The 13400-nt window shown below is 67.6% G+C and carries 11 protein-coding genes and 1 tRNA gene; 5 read left to right on the top strand and 7 right to left on the bottom strand.

Annotation, left to right across the window (positions count from 1 at the left end):
• Window positions 1–3: 3 nt before the first annotated feature.
• Both NVV90_RS16905 and NVV90_RS16900 read left to right on the top strand, forming a co-directional pair.
• Entirely contained in the window at window positions 4–768 is a 765-nt protein-coding gene (locus NVV90_RS16905; protein WP_258438400.1) for an SDR family oxidoreductase, read from the top strand.
• Between the two features lie 264 nt (window positions 769–1032).
• Window positions 1033–2520, top strand: a complete 1488-nt coding sequence (locus NVV90_RS16900) for a cation:dicarboxylate symporter family transporter (RefSeq protein ID WP_258438399.1) — start codon at window positions 1033–1035, stop codon at window positions 2518–2520.
• Window positions 2521–2609: 89 nt separating this feature from the next.
• On the opposite strand, the gene NVV90_RS16895 is transcribed toward NVV90_RS16900, so the two are convergent.
• Together NVV90_RS16895 and NVV90_RS16890 are read right to left on the bottom strand one after the other, a co-directional pair.
• Window positions 2610–3026, bottom strand: coding sequence for a sterol carrier family protein (locus tag NVV90_RS16895; protein WP_258438398.1), 417 nt, complete (start codon window positions 3024–3026; stop codon window positions 2610–2612).
• 29 nt (window positions 3027–3055) lie between these two features.
• Window positions 3056–4072 (bottom strand): asparaginase, encoded by a 1017-nt coding sequence (locus NVV90_RS16890; protein WP_258438397.1) that lies wholly within the window; start codon window positions 4070–4072, stop codon window positions 3056–3058.
• A gap of 96 nt (window positions 4073–4168) precedes the next feature.
• Between NVV90_RS16890 and purD the strand changes: the two genes are divergently transcribed.
• Window positions 4169–5479 (top strand): phosphoribosylamine--glycine ligase, encoded by a 1311-nt coding sequence (gene purD, locus NVV90_RS16885; RefSeq protein ID WP_258441220.1) that lies wholly within the window; start codon window positions 4169–4171, stop codon window positions 5477–5479.
• A gap of 2 nt (window positions 5480–5481) precedes the next feature.
• A complete protein-coding gene (locus NVV90_RS16880) occupies window positions 5482–6420 on the top strand; it encodes a phosphoribosylaminoimidazolesuccinocarboxamide synthase (RefSeq protein ID WP_258438396.1) in 939 nt (312 codons plus the stop codon).
• A gap of 72 nt (window positions 6421–6492) precedes the next feature.
• On the opposite strand, the gene NVV90_RS16875 is transcribed toward NVV90_RS16880, so the two are convergent.
• Complete coding sequence (locus NVV90_RS16875) at window positions 6493–7788, bottom strand: helix-turn-helix transcriptional regulator (protein WP_258438395.1); 1296 nt, start codon at window positions 7786–7788, stop codon at window positions 6493–6495.
• Between the two features lie 128 nt (window positions 7789–7916).
• Between NVV90_RS16875 and NVV90_RS16870 the strand changes: the two genes are divergently transcribed.
• Window positions 7917–8180 (top strand): hypothetical protein, encoded by a 264-nt coding sequence (locus tag NVV90_RS16870; RefSeq protein ID WP_258438394.1) that lies wholly within the window; start codon window positions 7917–7919, stop codon window positions 8178–8180.
• A gap of 274 nt (window positions 8181–8454) precedes the next feature.
• Here NVV90_RS16870 and NVV90_RS16865 read toward each other — a convergent pair.
• The 4 genes from NVV90_RS16865 to NVV90_RS16850 form a co-directional block, all read right to left on the bottom strand.
• Window positions 8455–8531 (bottom strand) — tRNA-Pro (locus tag NVV90_RS16865).
• 100 nt (window positions 8532–8631) lie between these two features.
• A complete protein-coding gene (locus tag NVV90_RS16860; protein ID WP_258438393.1) occupies window positions 8632–10464 on the bottom strand; it encodes an ABC transporter ATP-binding protein in 1833 nt (610 codons plus the stop codon).
• On the bottom strand, window positions 10461–12275 hold the full coding sequence (locus NVV90_RS16855; RefSeq protein ID WP_258438392.1) for an ABC transporter ATP-binding protein: 1815 nt from the start codon (window positions 12273–12275) through the stop codon (window positions 10461–10463). The genes NVV90_RS16860 and NVV90_RS16855 overlap by 4 nt, the downstream gene beginning before the upstream one ends.
• A 177-nt stretch (window positions 12276–12452) precedes the next feature.
• Complete coding sequence (locus NVV90_RS16850; RefSeq protein ID WP_258438391.1) at window positions 12453–13400, bottom strand: metallophosphoesterase; 948 nt, start codon at window positions 13398–13400, stop codon at window positions 12453–12455.

Below are 13400 nucleotides of genomic sequence, written 5' to 3'. Positions count from 1 at the left end.
CACGTGAACCAAACAGCCGCTGCCGCGCCCCGCGTCGCCGTCGTGACCGGAGCCGGCTCCGGGATCGGTCGGGCGGTCGCCCGGCTCCTCCTGGCCGAGGGCTACCGCGTGGCCCTCGCCGGGCGCCGCGAGGCGCAGCTCGTTGAGACGGCGGACGGGCACCCGGACGCCCTTGCGGTGCCGTGCGATGTCACGGTGCCCGACGACGTCGGGCGGCTTTTCGCCGCGGCCCGCCAGCGCTGGGGGAGGGTGGATGTGCTCTTCAACAACGCCGGCATCTTCGGCCCCTCCGGCAGCGTGGACCAGATCAGCGTTGCCGACTGGGAGTCCACCCTGGCCGTAAACGTCACCGGGTCCATGCTGTGCGCGGCGGAGGCCGTGCGGACCATGAAGGCGCAGGAACCGCAGGGCGGGCGGATCATCAACAACGGCTCCATCTCGGCGCATTCGCCGCGGCCACTGTCCGTGGCGTACACGGTGAGCAAGCACGCCATGTCCGGCCTGACCAAGAGCATCGAACTGGACGGGCGGCCCTTCGGCATCACGTGCGGCCAGATCGACATCGGCAACACACGCACCGAGATCATGGACACCATCGGCGTCGGTTCCGGTGCCCTCCAGGCCGACGGCAGCCGCCGCGTGGAACCCATGTTCCCGGTGGAGGACGCCGCCCGTGCCGTCCTCATGATGGCCAACATGCCGGCCACGGCGAGCGTCGGCTCCGTGGTGGTCACGGCCGCCGGCATGCCCTTCGTTGGCCGCGGCTAGGCTCCGGAGCGCCGCCGCCCAGCCGCCCGGCTTCCGTCCTGACCTTCATTGGCTTCCCCCTGACTGCGACACGCCCTGACCAAGGGCGTGTCGCAGGCGTTTAACCGTCAAAGAGGGTCGGAAAGCCACCATCAGTGAGCTTCACACCAAATGTGACTTCCGCAATATGGAAATTCATTTTCCCCTTGCGGAATGATGTGACTGGGATTACATTGAAAACATCCCCCAAATGTGGGGCTGTTCCCAACTGATTGGTACAGATCAATGAAGATCCCAGACTCCGCGGCGCTGAAGGCGAGTTCGGCCCCGCAGAAGAAGAAGCCACTGTATAAGTCGCTCTTCTTTCAAATCCTGATCGCCGTCGTCGCAGGCGTGCTCATCGGCCACTTCTGGCCGAACATCGGGTCCACGCTCCGGCCACTGGGCGATGGTTTCATCCAACTCATCAAGATGATCATTGCCCCGCTGATCTTCCTGGTGATTGTCACCGGCATTTCGGCAGTGGGCGACGTCAAGGCGGTCGGACGAGTCGGGGTCAAGGCCCTGCTGTACTTCACCGGCGCCACCCTCTTTGCCCTGGTCTTCGGCCTGATTGTCGGAAACCTGGTCCAGCCCGGTGCAGGACTGCACATCGATCCGAGCACGCTGTCCCAGGAAGCCCTGGACGCCAAGACCGGCCACGCAGTGCCCAAGGATGCCGCGTCCTTCATCCTGGACGTCATCCCCACGTCCGTCATCGGCGCCTTCGCCAGCAACAGCCTGCTCCAGGTCCTGTTCTTCTCCGTCTTCTTCGGTGCGGCCATTGTGGTCATCGGCCGCGAACGCTGCATGCCGGTCATCAGCCTCATGGAAACCGTCCTGGAGCTCATCTTCAAGATCATGTCCTGGATCATGAAGGTGGCGCCCATCGGGGCCTTCGGAGCCATGGCGTTCATCATCGGCCAGTACGGACTCGGCACCCTCGGAACCTACGCCCTGCTGATCGCGGCCTGCTACGGCGCGGCCATCGTCTTCATCGGCCTGCTGTTCCTGGTGGCCTGGGGCTTCGCCCGCGTTCCGCTGTGGCACTTCCTCAAGTACACCCGCGAGGAATTCCTCCTGGCACTGGGCACGGCGTCCACGGAAGCCGTGATGCCGCGCATCATGACCAAGCTGACCAACGCCGGCTGCTCCCGCGCCACCACAGGCCTGGTGGTCCCCACGGGGTACTCCTTCAACCTGGACGGCGCCGCGATCTACCTCTCCATTTCGCTGCTCTTCCTGGCCCAGGCCTTCGGCCACAACCTTGATCTCGGCCAGCAGCTGGCAGCGCTCGGCGTGCTGCTCCTGACCTCCAAGGGCATGGCCGGCGTCCCCGGCTCGTCCTTCCTGGCCCTCTCGGCAACGGCCGCCGCCCTCGGCATCTTCCCGGTTGCCGGCGTCGCCCTGCTCCTGGGTGCGGACCGCCTCATGGACTCCATGCGCGTCGTGGTCAACCTGCTGGGCAACTGCGTGGCAACGTTCGTCGTCGCCAAATGGGAAGGCCAGTTCGACCGCTCCGTCATGCTCCGCGCCTTCCGCGGCGAGATCACCAACGAGGACTCGGCCATCATGCTGGGCGCCGAGGAGGTCTTCGAGGAACAGGAACTCGAGCGCATCAGCGAAGGCCAGTCTCCCTCGCCGAAGTTCCGCGGGGGCCCCAAAGCGGACGAGATCCCGCAGTTCGAGATGAGCAGGCCCGGGCAGAAGGACGGCGCCGACTTACCGGACTAACCGTCCCGCAACCGCTGTGACGCGGCAACGCCCCTCAGGAGATTCCGAGGGGCGTTGCCGCGTTTGCGCAGTTCAGGGCGGGGCCGGCTTCAGAGTGGCAGGAGCCCGGACAGGTCCGCGCGCAGACCGGAGGCGGCAACCCGGCCGGCGTTCACGGCGTCCGCCCAGGCCAAGCGGCCGATCACCAGCTCAAGCCAGGTACCGGCGTCGCACTCTATGACGTTGGGGGGAGTGCCGCGCGTGTGCCGCGGGCCCTCCACGCACTGCGTGACGCCGAACGGCGGCACCCGGACCTCCACGGAATTCCCGGGCGCGCGGGCGGTGACTTCCTCAAGGGTGTAGCGGACCGCCGTCGCCATGACAGTGCGCGACGGCGGGGTGCCGGCCCCGGAGGCAGCGCCCCCGGCGGTGGACTGCCCGGAGGCGGACTGCCCGACGGCGGCCTGCCACGCCGCGAGCGCGGCGCGGCCCTCTTCGACGTCGATCCGGCGCCGTGCAACAGCCATGGTTCGGCCCTTCCCTTACTGCTACTGGCTCAGTCGAGCATCGCGGACACGGCGTGTCCCAGGCGGATCTTGCCGACCGGGCGGCCACCGCCCAGCACGGGCTCCACCACCTTTTCCAGCACGCTGGAGACGCCCGGGATGTCCACGGCGCCGGCCACCGCCAGCAGGGTCAGGCCCACCAAGGTGGTGGCACGCAGGTTGCCGTCCAGCATTTTTACGGCCGCGGTGGCGCCCTTGGGCGTTGCCAGGACCAGCACGCCCTCGGCGCCGATCTTGGCGATGACCCCCAGCTCGTCCATGACGATGGTGTTGGCCTCGCCCCTGCCCTGCACGGCCCAGGGGTAGTCGAGCATGGACGTGGCGATGGTGGCCGCACGGGCATTGGAGCCAGGGTCCCGCGGCGCCTTGGCCAGCGTGGAGTAGGCGCGCGCCAGGCCGGTCAGCGAGATCGCGGCCACGGGGGCGCCGCAGCCGTCGATGCCTAGGTGGGCGATCTTTTCCTCGCTGTATTCCTGGATCACGGAGCGGACGCGCTGCTGCAGGGGGTGGTTGGGTTCGAGGTAGCTGCGCGTGTCCCAGCCGTTCTGGGTGCAGGCCCACAGGAACGCCGCGTGCTTGCCGGAACAGTTGTAGGCCAGCCGCGACTGCCCGTGCTCGGAGCGCACCAGCCAGTTGCGTGCTGTTTCGTCCTGCGGCCAGGCCGGCGGGCACTGGAGTTGCTCCTCGCGGACGCCGGCTGCCTTGAGCATGCCCTCCACCACGTCCATGTGGTCCAGGGATCCGACATGGCTGCCGCACGCAATGGCCACCTGGGCGCCGCGCAGGGGCACTCCGGACTGCATGGAGGCCAGCGCCTGGAACGGTTTGAGGGTGGAACGGGCGAAGATCGGGGTGGTGATGTCGCCGAGCTGCGTGACCACGGTGCCGTCGCCGGAAAGGACCACTGCGGAGCCGATGTGCCGCGACTCGATGAATCCGCTGCGCTCGATGACGGCCAGTTCCACGGCGGACTCCACGCTGAACGTTTCATGCGGACTCAAGGGCATGAGGTAAGTCTATGGCTCGGCGTGTCCCGCGCCGATCAAGACCACGGGCTGAACGCCTTAGGAGTCCGCGCCCTGCACAAAGTACCCTTGAAGACTGTGAAGGTACTCGTCATTGGCCCCGGTGGCCGCGAACACGCCATTGTCCGTTCCCTGCTCGAAGATCCGAATGTTTCCGAGGTCCACGCGGCTCCGGGCAACGCCGGCATCAGCAGGCTCGTCCCCACGTACGGGATCGACGGCAATGATCCCGCCGCCGTCGCCGGGCTGGCCACCAAGCTGGCCGTCGACCTGGTGGTTGTAGGCCCCGAGGCCCCGCTTGCCGCGGGCGTTTCCGACGCCGTCCGCGAAGCCGGCATCCCGGTGTTCGGCCCCAGCAAGGCCGCCGCGCAGCTGGAAGCCTCCAAGGCTTTCGCCAAGCAGATCATGGCCGAGGCCGGCGTCCCCACCGCCATGGCCCGCGTGGCCATCAACGCCGAGGAAGCCGCGGACGCCCTGGACACCTTCGGTGCCCCGTACGTGGTCAAGGATGACGGCCTGGCCGCCGGCAAGGGCGTGGTGGTCACCAACAACCGCGACGAAGCCCTGGCCCACGCCCGGAGCTGCTTCGACGCCGGCGGAACCGTGGTGATCGAGGAATTCCTGGACGGCCCCGAGGTCTCCATCTTCGTCCTGTGCGACGGCCGCACCACCGTGGCCCTGTCCCCGGCCCAGGACTTCAAGCGCATCTTCGACAACGACGAGGGCCCCAACACCGGGGGCATGGGTGCCTACACCCCGCTCGAGTGGGCCCCCGAGGGCCTGGTCCAGGAAGTCATCGACCGCGTGGCGCAGCCCACCGTTGACGAGATGGCCCGCCGCGGCACCCCGTTCGTGGGCGTGCTGTTCGTCGGCCTCGCCCTGACCTCGCGCGGCACGCGCGTCATCGAGTTCAACGTCCGCTTCGGCGACCCGGAGACCCAGGCCGTGCTGGCCCGCCTCAAGACCCCGCTCGGTGCGCTGCTGCTGGCAGCCGCCAAGGGCGAACTGGACAAGGCAGAAGAGCTGCGTTGGTCCAAGGACACCGCTGTCGCCGTCGTCGTGGCTGCTGAAAACTACCCGGACACCCCCCGCACGGGCGACCGCATCCGCGGCCTGAAGAAGGCCGAAGCGCTGGAGGGCGTCCACGTCATCCACGCCGGCACCAAGCTGGACGCCGAAGGCAAGGTGGTTTCGGCCGGCGGCCGCGTTCTGGCGGTTGTCGCGCTGGGCTCGGACCTCGTGGAGGCCCGCGAAAAAGCCTACGACGGCGTGGAGCTGGTCCAGCTGGACGGCTCCCAGTTCCGCACGGACATCGGTGGGAAGGCGGCCCGCGGCGAGATCCGCGTGTCCTCCGCCAACACCGGCACCATCCCGAAAGTGCAGGCCTGAGCATGACTGAATTCAACTCCGCCGCAGGCTTCGACACCGAGACGCCGGACCTGCCGGGCTGGACGCACGTCTACTCCGGCAAGGTCCGCGACCTCTACGTCCCCGCGGACGACGCGACGAAGGAAATGGTCGGCCAGGACTGCGTGCTGGTGGTTGCCAGCGACCGCATCAGCGCCTTCGACCATGTCCTGAGCAGCGAAATCCCGGACAAGGGCCGCATCCTCACCCAGCTGAGCCTGTGGTGGTTCGAGCAGCTCGGCGTGGAGCACCACGTCCTGGCGTCCACCGCGGCCGCCGGCGTGCCCGCAGCCGTCGAAGGCCGGGCCATGATCTGCAAGAAGCTGGACATGTTCCCCGTGGAATGCATCGCCCGCGGCTACTTGACCGGTTCGGGCCTGGCTGAGTACAAGGAATCCCGCACGGTCTGCAGCATCCCGCTGCCCGAGGGCCTGGTTGACGGCTCGCGCCTGGAGGAGGCTCTTTTCACGCCTTCCGCCAAGGCTGATGTGGGCGAGCACGATGTGAACATCACTTACGACGACGTCGTGGCCATGGTGGGCGACGACATCGCCGCGCGCCTCAGCGAGCTGACCCTGAAGATCTACACCCGCGCCGAGGAAATCGCCCGCGAACGCGGCATCATCCTGGCCGATACCAAGGTGGAGTTCGGCATTGACGCCGCCACCGGCGTGATCACGCTCGGCGATGAGGTCCTGACGCCGGATTCCTCCCGCTTCTGGGACGCCGCCACCTATGCGCCGGGCCAGGCGCAGCCTTCCTACGACAAGCAGTACGTCCGCGACTGGCTGACCTCTGCTGAATCCGGCTGGGACAGGTCCTCGGACACGCCGCCCCCGGCACTGCCGGCCGACGTCGTGGCCCGCACCCGCGGCCGTTACGTGGAAGCGTACGAGAAGCTGACCGGACGCACGTTCGCCTAGCCAGCGGCACGCACTACATGCTGAGGGAGCCCCGGACCACCTGGTCCGGGGCTCCCTCTGTACGTGCGGTGCCTAGCTCGCCATGGACGCGTTGCCGGGGCTGGACGCGTTGCCGCGTGCCGCGGCTGCACGGCGTTCCGCCAGCCGGATTTCCAGGACGGCGTCCATGGCCTGCTGAACCCGGTCCTGGGCGCCGGCGGCGCTGAAGTCGCGCTGGGCCTCCTCGAGGTGGACCAAGGCGTCCTCGCTTTCGCCGGCCGCCTTGAGGGCCTTGCCCAGCAGCAGGGAGACCTCGCCGGCGGTGTGCCGGGCCAGGGCCTTGCGGTCGGCATGGATTTCGCGGAGCTTGGCGACGGCGGCCAGGATGTCGCCGGTCAGGTACAGCCACCGGGCACGGATGAAGGCGACCTCGAGCTGGTCCGTCAGGTTGCCTCCGACGATCGACAACGCCAGCTCGGCGCGTTCGATCGATGAGAGCGTCTCCGGCTCCACGATGCCCGAGGACAGCCGGACGGCTGCCGATGCCTTGTTGAACCGGGCCCACAGCTCGATGTCGTTGGCAGGGGAGAGGAGCTTCGCTGCCCGCTCATGGTGCTTGATGCCTTCGGCGTAGTCGTGGCGCATGAAGGCAACGTTGCCCACCACCCAGGCGACCTCGCCGGCCAGCTGCGACATGGCGTGTTCGTCCATGTGCTCCATCATGGCCTCGCAGTACTTCCACGCCTCGTCCAGCTTGCCGCTCTCGGCCAGGGCACCGATCAGCGCACGGTGGGCGCCGATGATGAGCGTTGAGCCCTTGGGCAGCTGCTCGGAGAGCTCCACCGCCTCCTTGGCGTACTCGACGGCGGTGGACAGCTCGCCCTGGCCGTGGCAGACGGCGGCAAGCATCTGCCGGGCGCGTACGCCCAGGCCCGCGGACTCCGTTGCCATGGGGTGTTCCAAAAGGTGCTGGATGATCTGCTGGCATTCCTTCAGCTGCCCCTGCTTCATGAGGCATTCGGCCTGCATGTACGTCATGTTCCACCACGCGCTGGTGTTCTTGCCTTCAAGGGCAATCTGGGCCGCAGTGGCCGCGTGGCTGGCCGCCAGGGGGTAGTCGCGCAGATCCCAGGCCTGCCGCGCATACAGTCCTGCAAGCACATACTCGGCATCGCTGACCGAAACGGGCTGGCTCCAGGCTTCCAGGGCTTTCGGGGCCAGTTCCAGCCTCCGGGCCAGTTCCTCGATGACCTCCGCAGTGGGTTCGCGCCTGCCGGTTTCGAGGAGGGAGATGTAGCTTGGCGAGTAGAGGTTCTTGCCGAGCTCTGCTTGTGTTAACCCGCGTTCGAGCCGTTCGGCACGGAGCTTTTCGCCGAATCCGTTTCCCACGGATGCCTCCTGAAATCGAGTCTTTAAAGCCAAGACCTTGACAGTCCCTGTGGAAAACATTTTACAATGTATGTCAACAGGGACCGCGCCACTTTCAGTAACGAATCCGACTCGCATTGAGGAAAATCATGTTCAAGAAGATCGCAGCGTCCGTCGCCTTGGCTGGCGCGCTTGCATTCTCCGCGGCGGCTCCGGCCGTTGTGTCCGCAGCCCCCGTCGCAAATGTTGTCAGCAGTGTGGTTGCTATCGGCAACTGGCCTGATCCCATGCGGGTCAGCAATGCCATTGGCAACTGGCCTGATCCCATGCGCTCCAGCAGCGCCATCGGCAACTGGCCGGACCCGATGAGCTCCACCAACTCCGGGATCGGTAACTGGCCGGACCCGATGTAAGCAATTCCCCGGGGTTGCCTCCACAGAGGCGGACCGGATGAATTACAAGTTTTGAAAGAAACCCCAGGACATTGACAAGCAATGTCCTGGGGTTTCTTCATGCTCGACGGGCTTGTCAGATCCGCTTGACATGGGGTTCTGTGGCTGGGGGTCCTTGACCGGTGGCCCTGGACAACCGTGGCCAGCCGGCCGTGCGAAGGGTGGGCCCACGGTGGCCCCTGACCTCACAGGGCATGCAAAAGAGGGCCTTCCAAAATGGAAGACCCTCTTTCTTTGGTCGGGATGACAGGATTTGAACCTGCGACCTCTTCGTCCCGAACGAAGCGCGCTACCAAGCTGCGCTACATCCCGATCCGCTGCGAAAGCAACTGTTCAAGAATAGCTGAAACGGCCCGTGATGCGAAATCGAGGAGAGTGTCGCTGCTCACATCCGGCCCGCCGGCGCCATCCCTCAGACGAGTGAATCGCGCCAGGCCCCGTGCAGCCGGGCGAACCTGCCCCCGCCGCTGATCAGTTCCGCCGGCGTGCCGTCCTCCACCACGCGGCCGTCGTGCACCACCAGGACCCTATCCGCCGTCTCCACCGTGGAGAGGCGGTGCGCGATGATGATGGCCGTGCGCCCGGCGTCGGAGGAGGCGGAGCCCTCCAGAAGCCTCGCCAGGCCGGACTGGACCATCCGCTCCGAGGGGATGTCCAGGGAGGACGTCGCCTCGTCCAGGATCAGCACCGCCGGAGCCGCCAGGAACGCCCGGGCAAAGCCGATCAGTTGCCGCTGGCCGGCGGAAACCCGGCCGCCGCGCTTGTTGACGTCCGTGTCGTAGCCTTCGGGCAGCGCCGAGATGAACTCGTGGGCGCCCACGGCGCGGGCGGCGGCCTCGATCTCCTCACGCGATGCCTCCGGCCGGCCGAGGGCGATGTTGTCCGCCACGGAACCGCTGAACAGGAACGCCTCTTGGGTGACCATCACCACCGCGCGGCGCAGGTCCGTCGTCGAGAGTTGCCGCAGGTCCACGCCGTCGAGCGCCAGGGAACCCGAGGTGACATCGTAGAAGCGGGCCACGAGCTTGGCGAGCGTCGACTTGCCGGCGCCCGTCTGGCCCACCAGGGCCACGGTCTGGCCTGCCGGGATGTGCAGGTCCAGGTGCGGGACCACCAGGCGGCCGTCACCGTAGCCGAACTCGACGCCGCGGAATTCGATCTTGCCCCGCGGATTCCTGAGGGCCACGGGGTTCCTGGGCGGGCGCACGGTGGGAACCTCCTGCAGCAGCCCCGAGACCTTCTCCAGCGCCGCCTGGGCGCTCTGGAAGGAGTTGTAGAACATGGCCATCTGGTCCACCGGCTGGAAGAAGCGCTTGGTGGACAGGATGAGGGCCAGCAGCACGCCCACGGCCAGCCCGCCGGAGAGCACCCGGAAGCCGCCCAGCAGGAGCACCACGGCCACGCACACGTTGCCGATCAGCACCAGCCCCGGCTGGAAGACGCCGTTGAGGTTGATGGACCGGACCGTGTTCTTCCGGTAGTCCTCCGAGAGCTGCCCGTAGCGCGCGGCGTTTTCGCGTTCCTTGCGGAAGGCCTTCACGGCGCGGATGCCGGTCATGGTCTCCACGAAGTGGACGATCAGCCGCGCCGAGACCACCCGGGACTCGCGGAAGGCGATCTGGGAATGCTTCTGGTACCAGCGGGCCAGGAAGAACATGGGGACGCCGGCGCAGAGCATGACCAACCCGGTGCGCCAGTCCAGGATGAACACCGTGACGGCGGTGAACACCATGAACAGCAGCCCGGAGGCCAGGGAGCTCACGCCGGAATCGAGCAGCTCGCGCAGGGCCTCAAGGTCCGAGGTCTGCCGGGCGATGATGCGCCCGGAGGTGTACTTTTCGTGGAACTCCAGGCTCAGCCGCTGGGTGTGGCGGAAGACCCGGAGCCGCAGGTCCAGCAGCATGGCCTGGCTCAGGCGCGCCGTGGAGGTCACATACAGGGCCGTGGTGGCGGCGGTGGCGATGGCCGCCGCCAGGTATAGCACGCCGCCGAGGACCAGCGGCGCGTTGTCGCCGGCCTGGAGCGCGGGCAGGGCATGGTCTATGCCGAAGGCGATCAGGGCGGGCCCGGCCACGCGGGTGAGCTGCGAGACCACCACCATGCCGATGGTCAGCCAGAACCTCAGCCGCACGGGGCGGATCAGCGAGGCCAGCAGGGCGAGCGACCGGCGTCGTACGGCTTTGCTGTCCGCGCGGGTGAGGTGGGCGTTGTCTTCATCGGCGGTTCCGAATGCGGTCGTGCTCATCGGCGGGCCTCCTTGGCGTCGGCTTCCAGCTCGTGCAGCTCGGTGTCGAGATCACTGTCCAGGTCCTTGGGGTCCGTGTCCAGGCTGGCGATCACATAGCGGTAATGGTCGTTCCCGGCCAGCAGTTCCGTGTGGGTCCCGACGGCGCTGATCCTGCCGTCCTCGAGCAGGGCCACGCGGTCCGCGAGAGCCACGGTGGAGGGCCGGTGCGCCACGATCAGCGTGGTGGTGTCCCGCAGCACCACGCGGAGCCGGGCCTCGACCAGTTCCTCGGTGTTGACGTCCAGCGCGGACAGCGGATCGTCCAGGACCAGCACCTTGGGCTTGGCCGCGATGGCCCGGGCCAGGGCGATGCGCTGGCGCTGGCCGCCGGACAGGCTGAGGCCCTCCTCTCCGATCAAGGTGTCCACTCCGTCGGGCAGCGAGTACGCGAAGTGCGCCTGGGCGACGTCGAGCGCCTCGTCCAGGGCGGCGTCGCTGGGGTCCGGGGCGCCGAGCAGCACATTGTCCCGGACCGAACTGGAGAACAGCGTGGTGTCCTCGAACGCGACCGCCACAACGGTGCGGAGCTCATCCAGGGCGAAGTCGCGGACGTCGGTGCCGTCGATGGTCACGGAACCCTCCGTGACGTCGTACAGGCGGGGGACAAGCTGCAGGAGCGCACTCTTGCCGCTGCCCGTGATGCCCACCAGGGCCATGGTCTCGCCCGGCCGGATGTCCAGGGTGATGTCCTCCAGCAGCCGGCCGCCGTCGTCGAAGCCGAATCCGGCGCCGTTGAAGCTCAGGGCGCCCTGCACAGCCGCGGGCCGCGCGGGAAGCTCCGGGCTGGTGATGGTGTTGGCGGAGTCCATGACCTCGAAATGCCGGTCCAGGGCGGTCTTGGCGGTGAGGGCCATGGCCAGGAGCATGCCGGAGAATTCGACCGGCGCCGCCACTACGGCCGCCGTGGCGAAGAACGCCACCAGCGCGCCGATGCTCAGCTGTCCGCTGGCCGCGAGCATGATGCCCACCACCAGCCCGACGCCGAGCGCGAGTTCCGGCAGCAGCGTCACCACCAGCGTGAAGCTGGCCTGCTGCTTGGCCTTGGTGATTTCTGTCTGCCGCAGTTCCTCGGCCTGCCCGTTGAAGTTCTCCAGCGCTTCGCGGCTGCGGCCGAAGGCCTTGAGCACGCGGATGCCGTGGACGGATTCCTCCACCGTGGTAGCCAGGTCGCCGGCCTGGTCCTGGCTGAGCCGCGCCACCTGGCTGAAGCGGCGGCGGAAACGGAACGAGTAGACCATGATCGGCACGGCGGCGGCGAGGAAGATCAGCGCCAGCTGCCAGCTCATGGAGAACATCACCACCACGCCGATCGCCACGGTCAGGGTGGTGACCACCAGCATGATGGCGCCGAAGGCCATCCAGCGGCGCAGGAACGCGAGATCGCTCATGGCGCGCGAGAGCAGCTGCCCGGAACCCCAGCGGTCGTGGAAGGACACGGTGAGGTCCTGCAGGTGGCCGTAGAGCGAGACGCGCATCCTGGTTTCCACCGTGGTGGCCGGGTTGATGACGAACTGGCGGCGCAGCGCCACCAGGCCTGCCTCGGCGAGGCCGAGGAGGAGGATCACGACGGCGGCGGCCCAGACGGCGTCCGTGGCACCGCCGGGGCGGAGCGAATCGTTGATCAGGACCCGCAGCACCTGCGGGATGGCCAGGGCCACGATGCTGGCCAGCAGGGCGCAGACAAGGCCCATGAACAGCCGGGGGAGGATGGGCCGCACATGAGGGTAGAGGCGGCCGACGGAGGTGAAGAATGATGTTTGCTTGGACATGCCCGCTTCTCAACAGCTGGATCTTCAGACGGTGCGGAGGTAGTTTCCCGTAGCAACTACCCTATGCCATGGGGTGACGGGGTTCACAGGGCATAGCGGCGTCGGTGAAATGTTCTACCAGATATTGCGTTTCGTAATCAGAGTCGGGCGCCGGGAAACGTAGGGCGTTGGAGAGTCCTACGCGCGGGCGGTCAGCGTCAGCAGCACGGCCTCGGGCCGGCACGCGATGCGGACCGGGGCGAAGCGTGAGGTGCCGATCCCGCCCGAGACGTTGACCGGCGTCGTGCGTCCCTTGCTTTCCCAATCGTGCAGGCCCTTGGCCCGCCAGGTGGGGAGATCGCAGTTGGAGACGAGGGCGCCGTAGCCGGGGATGCAGATCTGCCCGCCATGGGTGTGGCCGGCCAGGATGAGGTCCGCGGCGTCCTCTGTGAAGTGGTCCAGGACGCGCTGGTAGGGCGCGTGGATGGCGGCGACGCGAAGGTGCGGACGTGAATCCTGGTCCGCTGTGCCGCGCGGCCAGCCGGCGTAGCGTTCCCGGTTGAGGTGCGGATCGTCGACGCCGGAGAAGTCGAAGCGAATGCCGTTATGGACCACGGACTGGCAGCGGTTGGTGAGATCCACCCAGCCGGACATGCCGAAGCCGGAGCGCAGCCGCGGCCAGTCCAGCGCCTGTGCATCCCGCTTGAGCTTGGACGGGCCCAGGAAATACGTTGCCGGGTTCTTGAGGCGCGGTGCGAAGTAGTCGTTGGAGCCCGGCACGAAGACGCCCGGGAACTCCAGCAGCGGACGCAGGGCAGCCAGCAGAGGATCGATGGCATGTGCGTGGCTGAGGTTGTCGCCCGTGTTGACCACAAGGTCCGGCTGAAGCCCGGCCAGGGACTCGAGCCAGGCGGCCTTCCGGTGCTGGCCGGGTACAAAGTGGATGTCGCTCAGGTGCAGCACGCGGAACGGGGCCGAGCCCTCCGGCAGGATCGGCAGGGACTCCTCGCGGACGCCGAACTGCTCCTTCTCCCACAGGCCGTAGGCGGCGGCCGCCGCCCCCGCAGTAGCCCCCAGGGCCGCGGTAACGGCGAAGCCGCGCCCGATGCTCCGGACGCGGCTTGCCAAGGTGTTCGTGACGCTCAC

It is taken from the genome of Arthrobacter sp. CJ23 (assembly GCF_024741795.1).
Classification (GTDB): Bacteria; Actinomycetota; Actinomycetes; order Actinomycetales; family Micrococcaceae; genus Arthrobacter.
Note: the sequence above shows the minus strand (reverse complement) of the source record. Positions and strands in the feature narration are given on the sequence as shown.

What these genes read in the sequence shown, in the direction of transcription:
- NVV90_RS16900 (WP_258438399.1), top strand. Translation starts at nt 1,033, where the DNA reads ATGAAGATCCCAGACTCCGCGGCGCTGAAGGCGAGTTCGGCCCCGCAG.
- NVV90_RS16895 (WP_258438398.1), bottom strand. Translation starts at nt 3,026, where the DNA reads ATGGCTGTTGCACGGCGCCGGATCGACGTCGAAGAGGGCCGCGCCGCG.
- NVV90_RS16890 (WP_258438397.1), bottom strand. Translation starts at nt 4,072, where the DNA reads ATGCCCTTGAGTCCGCATGAAACGTTCAGCGTGGAGTCCGCCGTGGAA.
- NVV90_RS16880 (WP_258438396.1), top strand. Translation starts at nt 5,482, where the DNA reads ATGACTGAATTCAACTCCGCCGCAGGCTTCGACACCGAGACGCCGGAC.
- NVV90_RS16870 (WP_258438394.1), top strand. Translation starts at nt 7,917, where the DNA reads ATGTTCAAGAAGATCGCAGCGTCCGTCGCCTTGGCTGGCGCGCTTGCA.
- NVV90_RS16860 (WP_258438393.1), bottom strand. Translation starts at nt 10,464, where the DNA reads ATGAGCACGACCGCATTCGGAACCGCCGATGAAGACAACGCCCACCTC.
- NVV90_RS16855 (WP_258438392.1), bottom strand. Translation starts at nt 12,275, where the DNA reads ATGTCCAAGCAAACATCATTCTTCACCTCCGTCGGCCGCCTCTACCCT.